The following is a 15,665-nucleotide window of genomic DNA, read 5'->3' on the forward strand; positions in this document are numbered from 1 at the left end:
TGTCTGCTTGCCGGAGGAGGTGCGCCATGAGCACTGAGCGCAAGGCGGGGACAGCTCAATCTCTTTTGCTGCTTTTTGGCAGCTGCCTGCCGGTACTCGGTGCAGTATTAATCGCTCCGGTACTGCCTCGCCTGCAGGCCCATTTCTTCGACTCGCCTGGTGCAACAGTTCTTGTTCCCGTTGCACTGACCATTCCGGCTTTGATGATCGCCTTCGTGGCTCCTATTGCCGGTGCATTAGTTGACCGGTTCGGACGCAGGGCTCTGCTTCTGATCAGCATGCTGATCTATACGATCTGCGGAACGTTGCCTTTGGTGCTCGACTCCTTGCCACTGATAGTGGCCAGTCGTGCGGGTCTTGGGCTCGCCGAGGCAGGGATCATGACTTGCTGCACCACCCTGATAGGCGATTATTTTGAGGGTGAGCGACGCGAGCGTTTGTTCGCGCTTCAAATGGTTGCCAGCTCCCTTTCTGCGGCCTTGTTCATGGCAGTTGGAGGGTCGTTAGGGGAGGCAGGTTGGCGTGCTCCGTTTATGGTTTACGCCGTGGGGCTTGTTTGCCTTCCCCTTATGGCAAAACTGTTGTGGGAGCCTGCGGAAGCTAAAGCAGCGCACTCCATTCCGGAAACATCGAATTTCCCTTGGGCATCGTTGCTCCCGCTCTACCTACTGAGTTTGCTCGCAGGTGCCAGTCTTTTCATTGTGCCGGTGCAAGCGGGTTACCTGCTCAACCTGATCCATGTGGATGCCCCGCAGCAAATTGGTATCACGATGGGGGCGAACCAGCTTGGCGTGTTGGCCGGTGCTTTGGTCTTCCACATCCTTTCTGGGCTTTCCACTCCACGTCTTCTGGCAATCGGATTTGCGATTGCAGGTGTAGGCGGGGCGCTGATGAGTCAGGCAGGAGACCAGGCTTTGATGGTGGTGGCCGTCTTGGTCAACGGGATTGGTGTTGGTCTGCTGTTGCCGACGCTGATTACCCAAGTGATGCAAGAGGTCGACTTCACCCAACGGGGTCGTGCGACAGGGGGCTTTACCGCCGCAATTTTTGCAGGTGAGTTTCTAAGCCCTCTGATTGTCTTAGCCCTCACAGGCGGAGATCACGCAGGTCTGCCAATGGCACTTCTGCAGTTCGCAATTGCACAGCTCGTACTGGCTCCCATTTGTTTTGTCCTTTTGCGCCGAAGCCAAAAGTCTTTCGCACCAGGTGCCGCATGAGCGATCTGTTTTCTCTCTCTGGGAAAACTGCCCTGGTTACTGGCGCAACTCGTGGCATCGGCCTCGCGGTTGCTCGGGAACTGGGCCGCGCCGGAGCAGAACTCATCATCAGCAGCGAGGACGCCGACGCGTGTAGAGAGGTAGCTGCGAGTTTGGCGAGTGGAGGCATCAAGGCTCACTCGCTGGCAGCAGATCTGCGTTGTGAGCAGTCAGTTGCAGACCTCGCAAACGAATCGCTGGAGCTGTTTGGGCATATCGACATTTTGGTCTGTAACGCCGGCGTAGCGCCCCACATGGGCCCACTAACCACCGCTACTGATGAAGAGTGGGAACTCACTTTTACTGTGAATTTGCGAAGCACAGTGTGGCTGACGAATCGGCTGTTGCCTGCAATGGCAGAGCAGGGCGGTGGCAGCGTTGTTCTGATGTCGAGTATTGCCGGGGTGCGCGGGAACAAAGCGCTAGGGCTGTATGGAATCTCAAAAGCCGGCCTCGCCCAGCTCGCCCGCAATCTGGCTGTCGAGTGGGGGCCTAGCAACATCCGCGTGAACGCAATTAGTCCCGGCGTCATTGAAACCGAGTTCGCACGCCCCCTCACAGACAACCCTGAAATCGTAAAGCGTCGAATAGCGCTTACACCGCTGCGTCGTTTCGGCTGCCCGGAGGAGGTGGCTGCTCTGGCCGTCCTGCTCGCGGCCCCAGGAGGCGCATTCATTAGCGGACAGAACATCATTGTTGATGGCGGTACCACCATCGGCGATGGCAATTGATAGGAGACAACATGCAACAGCTTCCCACCTTCAAACGCGTAGTTACTGGCCATGACTCGAAAGGCCAGGCAGTGACCGCGAGCAGCGGTGCTACCCCAAATAACTTCCCACTCAAAGCCATCCCGGGAACCGTCTTCTATGAGGTTTGGAATAGCCCCACCTCGCCAGCTCCGTTGGATAACGCAGATGATCCGACTTCCCAGCCGCTGCAGCTGAGCCCTGGGCATTTGGGAAGTGTGATTCGGGTGGTCGACATTCCGCCAGACAGCGTTCAGAACCAAGTCAGCGCTGAGGATGCTGCAGCAGCATTTGCAGAAATTGGTGAGTCGCACGCCGGTACGGGCAAGACGGACTCGAAGCACAAACTCATGCACCGCACCGAAACGCTCGATTACGGCATCGTGACCGAGGGCGAGGTATGGCTCGTACTCGACGAGGAGGAGGTGCATCTAAAACGGGGTGACATTGTTGTCCAGCGCGGAACTAACCATGCCTGGAGTAACCGTACCGAGGAAATGGCTCGGATGGTGTTCATCCTGCTTGACGGACGTTACGCACCTGACCTGAAGGAGCTGCTGCCATGAAGCTCGCTACGCTGAATGACGGAAGTCGCGATGGTTGTCTGCTCGTAGTTTCCCGCAATCTCCAATACGCGGTCGATGCCAGCGGTATTGCTGCCACTCTACAGGCCGCGCTTGATAGCTGGGATCTTGTAGAAGCCGATCTCGAGAATCTTTACCGGCGTCTGAACGCTGGGGAAGTCGCTGGTGCCTTTGCTCTATCGATTGATCGACTTGCGGCTCCACTACCGCGTGCCTGGCAATGGTTGGACGGCTCATGCTTCCTCAGCCACGGGGAGCTAATGCAGAAAGCATTCAACCTGGAACCCATTGAGGGAATCGAAAGCACTCCACTGATCTACCAGGGAGCTGGCGACGACTTCATCGGCCCTCGGGCAGACATCCCGCTACCCACCGAAGCCCATGGCATCGATTTCGAAGGGGAATTTGCTGTCCTTTTGGACGAAGTCCCCATGGGCTGCCCGGCAGAAGAAGCTCTGGGGCATGTACGTCTTGTGCTGCAACTCAATGACGTGAGTCTGCGAGCGCTCGCGCCACGTGAGATGAGGACTGGCTTTGGCTTCCTTCAGGCCAAGCCTTCCAGCAGCTTTGCTCCAGTAGCAGTCACCCCTGATGAATTGGGGGAAGCCTGGCGAGGGGGAAGGGTACATCTCCCGTTGAATGTCGAGTGGAATGGGGAGTGGTTTGGTCACCCGCATGGTGGTGCTATGCACTTCGGCTTCCATCAGCTGATCGCTCATGCTGCCCTGACTCGCAAACTTAGCGCTGGAACAATGATTGGCTCGGGAACTGTGTCAAACGCCGATCGTTCCGTAGGGTCTGCATGCATCGCTGAACGGCGTGCAATCGAGACCATTGCTGATGGCGCCCCCACCACTGGCTTCATGCGTTTTGGCGACAGAGTGCGCATGGAGGCCCGCGGCCCGCAGGGGGAAGTGCTTTTTGGAGCCATTGATCAGCGCGTGGTGCAGGGAGGATGGCCATGCGAGTGATGGTCACCGGGGCCAACGGTTTCGTCGGTCGTGAACTGGTGGCCCGCTTGCTCGCTCAAGGAGTGATCCGCGGACGCAAGATCGACGCGCTACTGCTGCTAGACCAGAAGCTTGAAGGACTACCGGACGACTCTCGTCTGCGACGTCATTATGGAAGCGTAACCGACCCTGCTTTGCTACGCAGGGCGTTGGCCGACGGCATTGATGTGGTCTTCCATTTGGTGAGTATTCCTGGCGGTGCTGCAGAGGCGGACTACGACTTGGGCTACCAGGTCAATCTGCTGGCCAGTCTGGAGCTACTGCATCAACTGCGTAACAGCGCTCGCCCTCCGGTTCTGGTGTACGCAAGCAGCGTTGCCGTGTATGGCGGTGAGCTACCTGTGCGAATGGATGAGTCGCAACCACCTCATCCTCAGCTTTCGTATGCATCCCACAAACGCATGATTGAGATCGCGATTGAAGACCTGGCCCGTCGCGGAGAGGTCGATGGGAGAGCGCTGCGGCTCCCCGGCATCGTTGCGCGTCCAAGAGAGCCAAATGGGCTGAAGTCTGCGTTCATGAGCGATCTCATGCATGCCTATTCCGCGGGGGCCTCTTACGAATGTCCCGTCTCGCCCGAGGCCACGGCATGGTGGATGTCTGCACGCTGCTGCGTAGACAACCTTTTGCATGCAGCGGAGCTCAAGCATCTGTCGGAAGAGCGGGTTTGGCAGTTGCCTGTTCTGCAGCTTTCGATCGCTCAACTTCTAGATGCGTTGGCTGTGCGCTTTGGCGAGGCCAATGGGGAGCGGATTGAATTCAAGCCTGACGCTCAGTTGGAAAGCTTGTTCGGTCGCCAGCCGCAACTTAGAACGCCCCGAGCACGAGCTATCGGTTTCTGTCATGACGGTTCCGCGGCGGCCCTGTTGCGGAACTCTCTGCCAGCCGCCCCCCGTCGCAGTCGCTCGACCACCTCCAAGACAGGAGTTGCTACCAATGAATCTCAGTAAGTGCCGCATGCTCGATCTGTCGGTTTCTCTCGACAACAATCCGTACACGGATCCGCCGCCACTGTTGCCCAAGATCGATTACATGGATCACCAGGAAGGCTGGCCAGAGATGGCTGCGATGTTCCCAGGCCTTCGTAAGGAAGATCTGCCGGGTGATGAGTCTTGGGCGGCTGAGCGCCTGACCATCACTACGCACAGTGGAACCCACATGGATGCGCCTTGGCACTACGCTTCCACCACTGACGGCGGTAAGCCTGCATTTGGCATTGATGAGCTGCCGCTGGAGTGGTGCCTTCAACCTGGTGTGAAGCTGGATTTCCGGGGTTTCCCCGACGGTCATGTAGTGACTGCCGCCGAGGTGGAAGCCGAGTTGCAGCGTATCGGTCACGAGCTCAAACCACTGGAAATCGTGATGATCAACACGCGAGCCGGCAGCCTCTTTGGGCAACCCGGCTACCTTGATGCCGGCGTAGGAATGGGGCGCGAAGCGACTCTCTATCTGCTGGAGCGTGGAGTACGAGTCGTCGGTACCGACGCCTGGAGCTGGGACGCACCCTTCAAATACACGCGTGAGCGATTCGCTGAATCAGGTGATGCTTCGATCATCTGGGAAGGGCACAAAGCCGGTCGCGATATCGGTTACGGGCAAATGGAAAAACTGGCAAATCTCGACCAGCTTCCTGCCAGTGGGTTCTGGGTATCGTGCTTCCCTTACAAGATCCGTCACGCCTCCGCGGGGTTCGTGCGCGCCGTGGCCTTGTTTGAGTGAGTCGGTCGGCTCGGTAAATAAAACCGAGCCTTCCTCCCACGTATAGCAACCCAGCTGTGCGAGTTGCTGTTGGCGGGCTATCAGGCAAAGTCTGCCGGTTTGGAGGATGGCTATACTCGGTTAGCGTGTTGGTAGGACGTGTTTTGCTCATGGAGAGACGCGATGCCCAACCAGGAGACGACAAGGACGCTTTCCGTACGCCTTTTGAAGGAGGGGCGGGCGCCAGATTCTGTTCTCAAGATCGCCTACGCACCTGATGGTGGGAAAGGCTCGATTCGACAGTACAGCTGGACGAGCATTGAAGGCGCGGTGCTGTTTGTAGGCCAGCTCTACACAAAGCCCCCGTCGTGGCTTCCCTTTATTGAAGAGCACATGGTGGAACACCCCGATGAAATCATCTCCAGCGGGGCAGGGGCTGTTTTAGTTCTCCCAGTACGTGGCCGTACAATGGCGATCTGCTTTGGGCACATTCATATTGCGCTCGATGAGGAAGCCTTCGAGCGCCACTTTGGGCTCAAAGTGACTCTAAATTCGGTTCCGCGGGACGGCATCCGAACGCTCGATTTGGCTACCCCAGATGCGGTCACTTTTCAAAAGCGTGTGCAGGCAAGCAAGGACAGCGACATCCAAGACTTTGGTGTCGACATGCTTCGCGACCTGGCCCGCGTTGCTGGAGGAACTCCCTCCAATAATGACTTCGCGAAGTTCCTGGCCGGTCGTGACAGCCTCTCTATCACTTGCAGGGTCAGCTCAGTTGGCTTGCAGGACAAGTGCGAAGAGATCCTCGATGCCTACGTCTCCGAAGCCTACAAGGAAGACTTCGCTTGGGTCGACAACATGCAGTCGGTCAGGGACAACGACACGATTCAGGTTCTGAACGATCGTCTTTTTGAAGCCCTGCAGACTCTTCGCGCCGGCGGTGAAAGCGACTTGCATATGGCGCCTCCCGAAGTGGTGGATTACGAAGAGGGCTGCCTCCTTCACTACAACGGCTTTGGCGGCAGTGGCGCTACGTTCCACAGCCTTTCCATCGAAGACTACGTGGCGGAGCTGAATCGCTGCGACTTCAGGGGTGGGATTGATGAGGTTCGCGAAAAGCACTACATCAAAGCCAAGACGGGAACCTCTGAGACCTTCAACGTAGGTTGGAGGGTTTACAACTGCTTCACATTCGAAACGACCCTGGAGGATAGCGGTCAGGAGAGCAGCTACGTCCTCTTCTCCGGCAATTGGTACCGCATCGAGCAGGGGTTCAAGGAGCAGATTGAGGCGCGGTACGAGCAGATTCCGAAGGTCGTGATCATCGGGCCAACTACCTGTAACAACGAGCGGGAGCTGATCGCCCACTTGGAGGAGACTCGCCCCGATCTGCTCTGCCTGGATCAGGTGAAGATCAACCCAGGCGGTGTGAGGAATGCGAACATTGAACCTTGCGATTTCCTGTCGGATGCCAAGGAGTTCATCCATCTAAAAGATGGCCACTCTTCTGGGCCGATTAGTCACCTTTGGGCGCAAGGCATCGTCAGTGCTGAATCATTGGTGAGCGATCCGGAGTTCAGGAAAAAGCTGCGGCGTGTGGTGAATCAACGTCGCCCTGGCTCGCTAGCCCTTTTGCCTGCTATACATGGGCGAGTTGCGCGCGCGGACTACACCGTCGTTTATGGAATCATGCGAAAGCCCTACAAGGATGGAAGCATAGGCCTTCCTTTCTTCAGCAAGGTCAGTCTGCAGGCAGCCGCGGATCGCTTAGAGCAGCTCGATCTCCCTATGGCGCTGGAGATTATTCAGAAGCCTGCTGGTGAGATCGCTGCGCAAGAAGGCGATGAGTAAGCAGACGAGACGAATGTTTCGACCGAGCTGCTGGGTTCACCTAGCCGGGTGAGGATTGCTCGACTGGCGGCTTTCGCATTCAGGCCGGGCTTTTAGCTCGAGTCGTTGTCGATATGTGAGGTTAAGGATGTCCTTGCTTGAAGTGTTAAAGCTAACGGGTCAATTGATTCCAGGATTGCTAGCCGTAGTAGGGCTCTATCTCACACTGAGAAACAGTCAGGGCAAGGTTAGTAAAAAAGGCATTGCTGCTTTGGCATTGGGGATTTTTGGAACCATCATCGCGGTGGTGACCCAGATTGTGGAGTCCCATCAACAACAATTGGAGAAAAATGCTGCTGCCGATAGGGCCATTCAAGAAGAAAATCGACTTGAAGGAATACGGCATGACCTGAGTAAGGGTATGCAGCCTTTGCAAGAGTTCTCAGTCGCTCTATTTCGCGCGAGAGCACTGTCCCGAGATCCTGATGTAGAGCTCTACAGAGAGAATCTATACGACAGTGTGTCGGCGTTTCTGAAGAAGCCGAGAGAGGAGCGGGATGCGGATAAGGACTTCTTGGTAGCTGACTCCTCGCTCATGAGCAGTCGTGCAGTTCCTGAGACCGTAACCATAAAGCCTGAGGGAGGCTTCTATCCGACTCCTGGAACCATTGAGGAAGTTGGTTCAAAACTGATGCCGATGTGTTTTGATTTTGTGTTCTATAAAGATCCTCTCCCGGAAGAAAAGCTCAATCAGTTTGCAGTGTTTGGTATGGGAGTGGGCGATGTCCATGTGCGGTCTGCATTCCCAACTCACTTAGACCTGAAGTTGGATGTAAAGAGAAACGACCTGTACATGGATGGCTTTTTGGCGCTGGGGGATTGGGAGGATAGAAGCGGTCGCATTCTCGCGATCCCAGATTTGGCAGGTGCACAATTGCTCATTGCAACCTGCCCTAGGGCTGTGCCAAATCCACCAGATCCCCGAGGAGTCCGTCTCGTTAGTGATCCATTCTGGATTGACGGTCTCCGGCTGAAGTTTGGAAATAGATCTATTGTGGTTAGATCGGCGGATTTGGTTCGCCATGCCGACGGAGAATATGCGTTATGGGAGTATCGATTCCCGAAAAATGAAAATGCGCTTAACGAGGTGCTCCGAGGGATATAGGATAGGCACTCCGTCCCAGTAGAGGATCCTATGATGACTTTGCCCAGGAGCTGGACAGCGGTATGTCAAGATCCTGGGGGCGGTAGCGGCAATCTTGTCGTGGAGGTTCCTAGCGAAATACTGGAGCATCTGGGATGGAGCATCGGGGACGCGCTTGAGATCGAGGTAGTGGAGAAGAGCTTCTTCCGCAAACTCAAGAAGCGTCCTCTCGAGGATCGGCCGTCATGATGTCAGCCTTATAGTCCAGCTGTCTCGGCATCAAGTTCATTCTTGCCTCGGACGGCTGCGCTTTGCGCTCATATGAGTAAGCTTGCTTCAGCTTGCATAGAATGGAAAACGTTTATCTTTGCGCTCTGGCTGAATATGCCAGATGACCGCTGTGAGCGAGCTGCTAGATGCATCTTTGGGGACTTGTAATCCCATTCCGCATATAAAAGATCTTGGGTATTGAACCTTTGGGTACGATCTCAAATATTCGTGCAGGGCTGGGCCAAAAGCTCGTCTTGGTGACTGTATATTGACCGAAGATCTTCCTCGGCCATTTAGCCCGAGGATGGGCGAGGGGTTCCCTCTGCTCGTATTTGGATTGTACGGTTGGGAGTCTAGTAGCTTTTCAACTTTATCTTTCTGCCCGGCTAAGATGAATACACCATCACAACCGTAATGATGTGCCGCAAGCTCCAGTCGAACACAGTCCCAAACTATGTCAGTGACTGAGATTCCGGTTGCTCCTGCCCATTTGCTTTCAACAACTAACGAAATTTTATCATCTTTCTTTACGATGAAATCTAGCTGCGGGGGCCTTCCTCTTCGTCCTTGAGTTGATAGTACGGGATGATTGTGCTCTCCCTCCACGTGGCCGTTAAAGTGGTTTGATAATATCTGAGATATCGGAAGGGCTAAGTAGCGCTCGCTAAATAGGCCTTCACGACCACAATGGCGTTCGAACGTGAGCCAAGAGGAAAGTCCTTCAGATAGACTGCGGCGGAGTTTAAGGCGAGTATCCATTCGTGTTGATTCCTTGCTGTTCTGCAAGGACGCTTATACCCTAGGAATGATGCTCGTGGCAGTTTTTTCTTAGACCCAGAGTGAGGCTGATCTTCCATGAGCAGCTTGTCGATAGTGAAGCTTGGGCGGGAGTTTGGTCAGGGCATGGGGCATTTTGGTATATATCAGGCGGTTTACACACAGTGCCTGATCAGTGCCGTCTGAAGCCCTTTGAGGCGAGATGATGCCGGGCTTGTTTGGTGTGCTCCAGCGCAGAGATTGCAGGCTCTTCGGGATAGCTAATTTTCTACCTGGAGGAAGGCTGGAGCAGTAGCGCGTTGGATCGGCTTGGGCATTACATAGCTCGCCACTTCACGCTCGAAGAGCGGGCTATGCATTTATTTCTTGGCTCGTCCGCTGGCTGCCTCATTCGGCTCTCTTGATTGCTTTACGGCGCTCGATGAGCTGCCCATCAGCTGCTGACCAACGCCAGGCTCGTCGATCTTGCTTGATGATGCTCAGCTGAAGCCCGAAGAGACTCAGGATGCTTCCGAGCAGAATCAAATCGGGGGAGATCTGATTACGTTCGAGCTTCCTGAGCGTCGTGACATCAAGTCTGCAAGCGATCGCGAACTCCTCTTGGTTCATTCCTGTCACTTTTTTACGTAGCAACCTGACAGTGGCACCAAAATCAACCGGAGCTCCGATCGCGAGACGTGCTAGCAGGTCGTCATAGAATGCGCCTCGATCTTTCACTGTACGAAGCTTCTTCATCGCTAAATGAGGCTTCTGAGAGCTTCAGGCGTTGTGGTCTGACGCGTCCCTTCGCCTAGGAGCACGTAAACGCTGTTAAACGTCATGAACGCTCCGCCCTCGTCGTATCGATGCAGGAGCGAGGTCTTAACCCAGGAGCCGGTATCCCAACGGCGCCTGCTGTCGTAAACAACGTTGTTCGCGTACACAACCACGGGCTGCAAGGCCCGCTTCTTCAGTCCGTCCCGGGCTTCATCAGAAACGTCGATATCCAGCCAACACCACTCGCGCACTAGGCAGTACTCCATGTTCGAGTAGCGTTCTCGAACCCACTGCATAGCCTCCTCATCGCTCAGCTGACACCCAGTCATTGGTGTGCCATCGCCATAGATGATCGAGCTGATTTTGGACAGACCGTCAGGGATGGTCATTTGTCAGCACCTTTGTTTTTCGGAGAGGGGAGAGACGCTACTGACGCCAGCTTCTTCGCTTCGGCAAGGGAGTACAGCATCGTGCGCTGGGCAATCGCATGGTCGAATCGCTTGCTCTGAGGAGGATCGACGTACACCTGACCATCCTCCGTTGTGTAGATGAAGATCTCGTCGTCATCGACACCTAGGGCAAGCTCCACTTTCGCGAGCGGCTCCATCAGCCACTTCCCCCTTTTGTTCACTTTCGCAGGGGTCACGATCTGCAACTCGTCCACGAACAGCGACTCGGTGTCACCATCCACCAACTGAAGCAGCAAATGAACCGTGTCCGGCATGTAGATCCTGCTTACAAAGTGGCCATCCCTTCGAAATCGCAGCGTTACATAGAACCAGGGCGTCTTCGAATCGCGCTCGACCATGGCCCAATAGCTGTGTTCATGGCTGAAAGTGGTCATGATCGGGACGGACATGCTTTCGTGAGTTTTAAACATCTGAGCCTCTCCGAAACATAGGCTATAAATTGTCAAACCCGCGTGGTACGGGGCTTAGAGCAGAACAATACAGGCAAATTTTCTAAGGCACCATGTTCTTGAGTAATTGGTGCTAAAGCGCGCGGTGTTTTAGATTCTGGTGCGATGGATTTGATTCTGTCTTCATCCTCGTTTTTGAGGAGGGTGATCAGATGAACGAGAAAGAGGCATTCGGCCTGGGCCTGCGTCGGCTTCGATTGATCCAGGGGATTTCTCAGCAGGTCTTTCTGCCTGTCGTCAGCTTGTCTTATGCGTCTGTCGTTGAGCGCGGTAAGAAGCTAGCCGCACTCGACACAATCGGTGGCATGGCCGCTGTGCTAGGTCTGCATCCGCTGACTCTGGTTGCAGCTATGTACACCGAGATGGAGGACGTTGGATTTGACGACCTCATTGAGGGCCTCCAGAACGACGTGACGAGGCTTGCATCTTTGCCTCTAAGTGAAGGGGTAGGTAAGGACGCGCGTAATCGCGCAGAGGATGTTGCTGACGCCGTGCAGTGGCTAAAGAAGAGAGGCAAGCTGAAGAAGACTTCAGCCACCAAGGCATCAGCCAAGAAGCCAGGCGCGCGTTCTTCTTCTAAGAAGCAGGGCGCTTCTGACGTCGAGGATGCAACTCCTGCTGAGCCCAGCAAGGGTACCCTGGGGACTGTCTAGCAACTGGCCGTATAGGAATCACACGTGGGTATCTCTTCGTGAGCACCAACATCATTACGAAGGAAGGGCACGAAGCTCTCAAAAAGGAGCTCGACTACCTCTGGCGCGAGAAGCGCCCTGACACGACCAAGAAGGTCACCTGGGCTGCATCGCTCGGTGACCGCTCGGAGAACGCCGACTACCAGTACAACAAGAAGCTGCTTCGCGAGATTGATCGCCGGGTGCGATACCTACGCAAGCGCCTTGAGGACGTGAGGGTGATTGAGTACTCCCCCGAGCAGGAGGGAAAGGTCTTCTTTGGAGCCTGGGTCGAGGTCGAAAACGAGGCGGGCGAGATCAAGAAATTCAGGATCGTGGGCTACGACGAGATCTACGGTCGGAACGACTACATCTCGATCGACTCGCCGATGGCACGCGCGCTTCTGAAGAAAGAGGTAGGAGACGAGGCTATTGTGCCGACCCCATCAGGTGAGACTTTGTGGTGGGTGAATGCGATCACGTACTGAAATAGTACATTTTCTATAGTACATATACTATTTCGAAACCCGCATGGTTACTGGGCTGCAGGGCAAATAGTATACTTTGTGGGGTTCTAAATTATTTTCGGCGTTCTCCGAACGGTCGCCTTGCGCGGCGGCCTCGCTGACCGACTGGGTCACCTGGGGCCTGCGCACGTTCCACAGTTCATGCAGTTCGGCGCGCAGGCGCGCTTCGCCTTCGGGAGTGATCAGCGGGGTACCGGCGGGGCGGGGCGGACGATAGCGGCTCATGGCATCCAGTGCGACGAAAAGTGATCGGGGCAGTCTACCCGATCAGCTCTCGCGCAGCAGGCGCAATGGGCTCACGTTGAGCGCGCGGCGGGTGCCCAGCAAGCCGGCGCCGCCGACCAGCAACGCACCCAGGACGGGTAGCACCAGCAGCCAGGGATGCGGACTCCACGGCAGGTCGAACACCAGCCGATAGAGCAGGTAGCTGATCAGCTCGCAGCCCAGCGCCGCCAGCAGGCCGCTGACCGCGCCGAGCAGGGCGAACTCGCTGCGCCGCGTGCGCATCAGCAGGCCGCGTTCGGCGCCCAGTGCACGCAGCAGCGCACCCTGGCGCAGGCGTTCGTCGAGGGTCGCCTGCAGGCCCGCGAACAACACCACAAAGCCGGCGGCAAGAACGAACACCAGCACGTACTCCACTGCCAGCGTCACCTGGTCGAGGATGCTGCGCAGCTGCGCGAGCAGTGCGTCCACCGGCAGCAGGGTGACGGTGGGGTAGGCGCGGGCCAGTTCGATCAACTGGCGCTCCTGGCTGGCCGGCAGATAAAAGCTGGTCAGGTAGGTCACCGGCAGCTCGGTCAGCGTGCCGGGCTCGAAGACCATGAAGAAGTTGGGCTGGAAATTGTCCCACTTCACCGAGCGCAGGCTGCGGATCTGCGCTTCACGGGTCTGCCCGGCGACGGTGAAGCTCAGGTGGTCGCCGACCTTGAGGCCGAGATTGCCGGCGAGCTTCTCTTCTACCGAGACGCCGGGCAGCTCGCTCTTCTCGCCGGCCTGCCACCAGTCGCCAGCGACTATCTGGTTGCCCGAGGGCAGGCGCGCCGACCAGGTCAGGCCGAGGTCGCGGTGCAGGGCGCGTTCGCTGCGCACATCTTCCTTCAGTGTCTGGACGGGCTTGCCGTTCACCGCCACCAGCCGGCCGGGCACCATCGGATAGAGGTCTTCGGCGTTGGGCGAGAGCGCCTTCACGCGCTGCTCGAAACCCGCTTTCTCGGCCGGCAGGATGTTCAGGGCAAAGTGGTTCGGTGCGTTGGGCGGCAACTGGGAATGCCAGGTGTCCAGCAGCTCGCCGCGCAGCAGCGCGATCAATGCCATGGCCAGCAGGATCAGGCCGAAGGCGAGGCTCTGCCCGGCAGCGGCCAGCGGATAGCGCAGCAGCTGGCCCAGGCCCAGCCGCCACGGCAGGCTGGCGCCCTGGAGCGCGCGGCGCAGGCCACGCAAGGCCAGCAGCAGGATGAAGCCGAGGACCGCCGCGGCAATGGCGCCGCCGCCGAGCAGGGCGAGGGTGAGTTTCAGGTCCAGGCTCAGGCGCCACATGATCAGGCCGAGGGCGAGCAGGGCGCAGCCGTAGGCGGCCCAGGTGCGCATCGGTACCGGCAGCAGGTCGCTGCGCAGCACTCGCAGCGGCGGTACGCGGCCGAGGGCGGCGAGCGGCGGCAGGCCGAAACCCGCCAGCGCGACCAGGCCGGTCGCCATGCCGGCCAGTGCGGGGACAATGCCGGCATCGGGGATTTCCGGCGGCAGCAGGTTGCTCAGCAGGCGCATCAGGCCGAGCTGCGCAAGCCAGCCGAGGAAGGCGCCGCAGACACTGGCAGCCAGTCCCAGGGTGAGCAGTTGACTGCCATACAGCAGGAGCGCTTCGCGGCGCGACAGGCCCAGGCAGCGCAGCAGCGCGCTGGCGTCGAAGCGGCGGGTGGCGAAGCGGTTGGCCGATAGCGCCACGGCCACGCCGGCGAGCAGCACGGCGGCAAGGCTGGCGAGGTTCAGGTAGCGCTCGGCACGCCCCAGGGCATCGCCGATCTGCCGGTTGCCGTGATGGGCGTCCTGCAGTTCCTGGTTGGCGGCAAGGTTGCCCTGGGTCGCCTGCCGGTAGCTTTGCAGGGCGTCGTGCGCACCGCCCCAGAGGTCGCGATAGCGCACCCGGCTGCCGGGCTGTACCACACCGGTGGCGTCCAGGTCGTGCAGGCTCATCATCACGCGCGGGGTGAGGCTGTAGAAGTCGCCGGCGCGGTCCGGTTCATAGGTCAGTACGCGGGCGATGCGCAAGGACTTGCGGCCGATGTCGACGCTGTCGCCGATCTTCAGGTCGAGGCTGGCCAGCAGGCGCGATTCGACCCAGATATCGCCCGGTGCCGGTCGGCCGCCCTCGACTTCCGGCTGCAAGGGCGCCGGCGCGCTCTTCAGTTCGCCGCGCAGCGGATAGCTGTCGCCGACCGCTTTCACGCTGCTCAGCTGGATGCCGTTGTCGGTGGCCACCACGCTGGAAAATTCCACGCTCTGGGCGTGCTGCAAGCCGAGCTGGAGGCCGCGATCGATCTGTTCCCGCTGCGCCGGCTGGGTGCCGCTGAGTACCAGGTCCGCGCCGAGGAATTCGGCGGCGCGGACCAGCATGGCGCCGTTCAGGCGGGCGCTGAAATAGCCGATCGCGGAGCTGGCGGCCACTGCCACCAGCAGGGCGAAGAACAGCACGCGCAGTTCGCCGCTGCGGCCCTCGCGCCACAGCTGGCGCAGGGACAGGCGAAACAGGTTGGGCAGCGACAGTGGCTTCATCGGCTCTCGTCCGTCAGGGTTCGACGTGGTCGATCAGGTGGCCGCTTTCCAGGCGGATGTGGCGCTGGCAGCGGTGGGCGAGGCGCTCGTCATGGGTCACCAGGATCAGGGTGGTGCCGCGCTCGCGGTTCAGCTCGAAGAGCAGGTCGCTGATGCGCTCGCCGGTGTGGGTGTCGAGGTTGCCGGTGGGTTCGTCGGCGAACAGGACGTCCGGTTCGGCGGCGAAGGCGCGGGCAATGGCGACACGCTGCTGCTCGCCCCCGGAGAGCTGGCGCGGGTAGTGGGTCAGGCGCTGGCCGAGGCCGACCCGGTCCAGCAGCTCTCGGGCGCGCGGCTCGGCGTCCTTGCGGCCATCCAGCTCCAGCGGCAGCATGACGTTTTCCAGCGCATTGAGGCTGTCGAGCAACTGGAAGGACTGGAAGACGAAGCCGACGTGGGCGGCGCGTACCCGCGCGCGCTGGTCCTCGTCGAGGCTGCCGAGGGTGTGCCCGAGCAGGACGATCTCGCCGCCGCTGGGCAGGTCGAGCCCGGCGAGCAGGCCCAGGAGGGTGGACTTTCCCGAGCCGGAGCTGCCGACGATGGCGAGGCTGTCGCCGCGGGCGAGGTCGAGGGAGAGATCGTGGAGGATGGTCAGCTTGCCTTCCGCGCTGGAAACAACCTTGCTAAGGTTCCGCGCGGTGAGAATGCGTTCGCTCATGGAGAATC

At 58.3% G+C, this 15,665-nt stretch carries 15 protein-coding genes and 1 pseudogene; 10 read left to right on the plus strand and 6 right to left on the minus strand.

Features of this window, described 5'->3' with window-relative positions; translation table 11 throughout:
* The first annotated feature begins 26 nt into the window (after positions 1–26).
* The 8 genes from MJ122_RS24030 (at position 27) to MJ122_RS24065 (ending at position 8,292) form a co-directional block, all read left to right on the plus strand.
* The gene (locus MJ122_RS24030) at positions 27–1,217 is read left to right on the plus strand and encodes an MFS transporter (protein WP_239746275.1); all 1,191 of its coding nucleotides are present in this window, start codon (positions 27–29) and stop codon (positions 1,215–1,217) included.
* On the plus strand, positions 1,214–1,987 hold the full coding sequence (locus MJ122_RS24035) for a glucose 1-dehydrogenase (RefSeq protein WP_239746276.1): 774 nt from the start codon (positions 1,214–1,216) through the stop codon (positions 1,985–1,987). Before MJ122_RS24030 ends, MJ122_RS24035 begins: the two co-directional genes overlap by 4 nt.
* Before the next feature lie 11 nt (positions 1,988–1,998).
* Positions 1,999–2,571 carry a cupin domain-containing protein gene (locus MJ122_RS24040; RefSeq protein ID WP_239746277.1) on the plus strand — a complete coding sequence of 191 codons (573 nt, stop codon included), beginning with the start codon at positions 1,999–2,001 and terminating at the stop codon, positions 2,569–2,571.
* Positions 2,568–3,560 carry a fumarylacetoacetate hydrolase family protein gene (locus MJ122_RS24045; protein ID WP_239746278.1) on the plus strand — a complete coding sequence of 331 codons (993 nt, stop codon included), beginning with the start codon at positions 2,568–2,570 and terminating at the stop codon, positions 3,558–3,560. The genes MJ122_RS24040 and MJ122_RS24045 overlap by 4 nt, the downstream gene beginning before the upstream one ends.
* A complete protein-coding gene (locus tag MJ122_RS24050) occupies positions 3,551–4,549 on the plus strand; it encodes an NAD-dependent epimerase/dehydratase family protein (RefSeq protein WP_239746279.1) in 999 nt (332 codons plus the stop codon). The genes MJ122_RS24045 and MJ122_RS24050 overlap by 10 nt, the downstream gene beginning before the upstream one ends.
* Complete coding sequence (locus MJ122_RS24055; protein WP_239746280.1) at positions 4,536–5,318, plus strand: cyclase family protein; 783 nt, start codon at positions 4,536–4,538, stop codon at positions 5,316–5,318. The genes MJ122_RS24050 and MJ122_RS24055 overlap by 14 nt, the downstream gene beginning before the upstream one ends.
* Positions 5,319–5,480: 162 nt before the next feature.
* Entirely contained in the window at positions 5,481–7,148 is a 1,668-nt protein-coding gene (locus tag MJ122_RS24060; protein WP_239746281.1) for a DUF6119 family protein, read from the plus strand.
* A gap of 127 nt (positions 7,149–7,275) precedes the next feature.
* On the plus strand, positions 7,276–8,292 hold the full coding sequence (locus MJ122_RS24065; protein WP_239746282.1) for a hypothetical protein: 1,017 nt from the start codon (positions 7,276–7,278) through the stop codon (positions 8,290–8,292).
* A gap of 1,413 nt (positions 8,293–9,705) precedes the next feature.
* On the opposite strand, the gene MJ122_RS24070 is transcribed toward MJ122_RS24065, so the two are convergent.
* The 3 genes from MJ122_RS24070 to MJ122_RS24080 are packed head-to-tail and all read right to left on the minus strand — an operon-like array spanning position 9,706 to position 10,954.
* Complete coding sequence (locus MJ122_RS24070; protein WP_239746283.1) at positions 9,706–10,053, minus strand: helix-turn-helix domain-containing protein; 348 nt, start codon at positions 10,051–10,053, stop codon at positions 9,706–9,708.
* Between the two features lie 2 nt (positions 10,054–10,055).
* Complete coding sequence (locus MJ122_RS24075; protein ID WP_169939617.1) at positions 10,056–10,463, minus strand: hypothetical protein; 408 nt, start codon at positions 10,461–10,463, stop codon at positions 10,056–10,058.
* The gene (locus tag MJ122_RS24080; protein WP_239746284.1) at positions 10,460–10,954 is read right to left on the minus strand and encodes a hypothetical protein; all 495 of its coding nucleotides are present in this window, start codon (positions 10,952–10,954) and stop codon (positions 10,460–10,462) included. The genes MJ122_RS24075 and MJ122_RS24080 overlap by 4 nt, the downstream gene beginning before the upstream one ends.
* Before the next feature lie 191 nt (positions 10,955–11,145).
* Between MJ122_RS24080 and MJ122_RS24085 the strand changes: the two genes are divergently transcribed.
* Complete coding sequence (locus MJ122_RS24085; RefSeq protein ID WP_239746285.1) at positions 11,146–11,646, plus strand: hypothetical protein; 501 nt, start codon at positions 11,146–11,148, stop codon at positions 11,644–11,646.
* A 38-nt stretch (positions 11,647–11,684) separates the two neighbouring features.
* Complete coding sequence (gene greB / locus MJ122_RS24090) at positions 11,685–12,152, plus strand: transcription elongation factor GreB (protein ID WP_239746286.1); 468 nt, start codon at positions 11,685–11,687, stop codon at positions 12,150–12,152.
* 96 nt (positions 12,153–12,248) lie between these two features.
* Here the strand turns inward: greB and MJ122_RS24095 are convergent.
* From MJ122_RS24095 to MJ122_RS24105, 3 genes and pseudogenes are all read right to left on the minus strand, one after another.
* A pseudogene (locus tag MJ122_RS24095) lies at positions 12,249–12,416 on the minus strand (transcription elongation factor GreB); the annotation flags it as partial.
* Positions 12,417–12,458: 42 nt separating this feature from the next.
* A complete protein-coding gene (locus MJ122_RS24100) occupies positions 12,459–14,960 on the minus strand; it encodes an ABC transporter permease (protein WP_239746287.1) in 2,502 nt (833 codons plus the stop codon).
* 13 nt (positions 14,961–14,973) lie between these two features.
* Positions 14,974–15,657: an ABC transporter ATP-binding protein gene (locus MJ122_RS24105; protein WP_088416978.1), complete on the minus strand. Its 684-nt coding sequence runs from the start codon at positions 15,655–15,657 to the stop codon at positions 14,974–14,976.
* Positions 15,658–15,665: the final 8 nt, after the last annotated feature.

It is taken from the genome of Pseudomonas sp. DP-17 (assembly GCF_022380625.1).
Taxonomy (GTDB): Bacteria; Pseudomonadota; Gammaproteobacteria; order Pseudomonadales; family Pseudomonadaceae; genus Pseudomonas; species Pseudomonas nitroreducens_A.